Source organism: Endozoicomonas sp. SESOKO2 (assembly GCF_024606245.1).
GTDB lineage: Bacteria > Pseudomonadota > Gammaproteobacteria > Pseudomonadales > Endozoicomonadaceae > Endozoicomonas_A.
This window is the reverse complement of the sequence record NZ_JAHHPQ010000263.1, coordinates 1-1,223: the sequence shown is the minus strand read 5'-3', so window position 1 is coordinate 1,223 and position 1,223 is coordinate 1. Positions and strand designations below refer to the sequence as shown.

Here is a 1,223-nt window from a genome sequence, read left to right as displayed (position 1 = left end):
CGCAACCTTTGTTCCCCCGGACCCTATACAGCTAATGGATCATCTGGAAGCCTGGCATCATTATCTGGGCGAGAGTGATTTTGATGTACTGGCTCAGACCGCCATCGTTCATGCCCAATTTGAGCTGATTCATCCATTCAAGGATGGTAATGGCCGTATTGGTCGTTTGATTATACCGCTGTTTTTGTACAGTAAGCAGAGACTCTCCAGCCCTATGTTTTATCTCTCAGGTTATCTGGAAGCACACCGGGATGAATATTACGAGCGGCTAAAGAAGATTTCCCGGGAAGGCGACTGGACAGGCTGGATCGAATTTTTTCTGAAAGCCATACTTGTTCAGGCCAGAGATAATGTTCAGAAAGTAAAAGCGATCATGTCGTTATATGAAAAGACTAAAGTCAGGGTTCAACAAACGACAGGCTCAAAGTTCACGATGCAACTGGTGGATACACTTTTTGACAGACCCATTTTTCAAGTGAGCGACTTCGTCAAACGGTCCGGTATCAGTAAGCCTACCCTGCATGGTCTTCTGCGTCAGCTGCATGTGCCGGACGGCCCCATAGTAACGCTAAGGGAAGGATCTGGCCGTCGCCCTGCTATTTATGCATTTCCAGAACTGCTTCGTATCTGTGAAGGCTTGTCTGGGCACTAACGTCAGTTTTTGAGGCTCGTTCTCTGCCCACGGGCAGCTTATAAATATAAACGGGTATGGTTTAAACTGCCTGCTGAGTTCACTGCCGCACAGGCAGCTTAGAAATCTGATGAATGAAGATAGGGAAGGCATAGCTAGTTTAGTGCGTTGAAAATTATGGTGCATAAACCTAACTCCAGCTGTTCTGGTCGCAACAGAACCGTATAGCTGCCTTTTCATGAAAGTTGCTCCGAAAATAGAGCTTAAGTCTTCTGAAGAAAGGCGTCTCAGAAAGCTGGCTTCTGCAAATACTGGCAGTCTACGCGTCGCCCGTCGTTCGAAAATCATTGGCTAGTGAGCAAAGACATACACATGCGGAGTGGCTAAAATTTCTGAAACTGATTGATAGGCTCCTAAGGACAAAGCTCTTCATCTGATCTGCGACAACTATTTTATGAGTTACTGAGTCAACTCATCAGGCTTCTTCCTGATGCTGTCTTTAAGCACTTCTGAAGCCATTCGGTTGATCTGTTTGAAGTCGTGCTCGGTCAGAAACTCGAACTGTTTTTGCTTCCTTTTACTCAACTTGCCT

The 1,223-nt window shown here is 46.0% G+C and carries 1 protein-coding gene; it reads left to right on the top strand.

Going from position 1 to position 1,223, the window contains the following annotated elements; translation table 11 throughout:
- The coding region (locus KDK17_RS06200) for a Fic family protein (RefSeq protein WP_257287612.1) at positions 1 to 652 on the top strand (652 nt) is incomplete at its 5' end.
- Positions 653 to 1,223 lie beyond the last annotated feature (571 nt).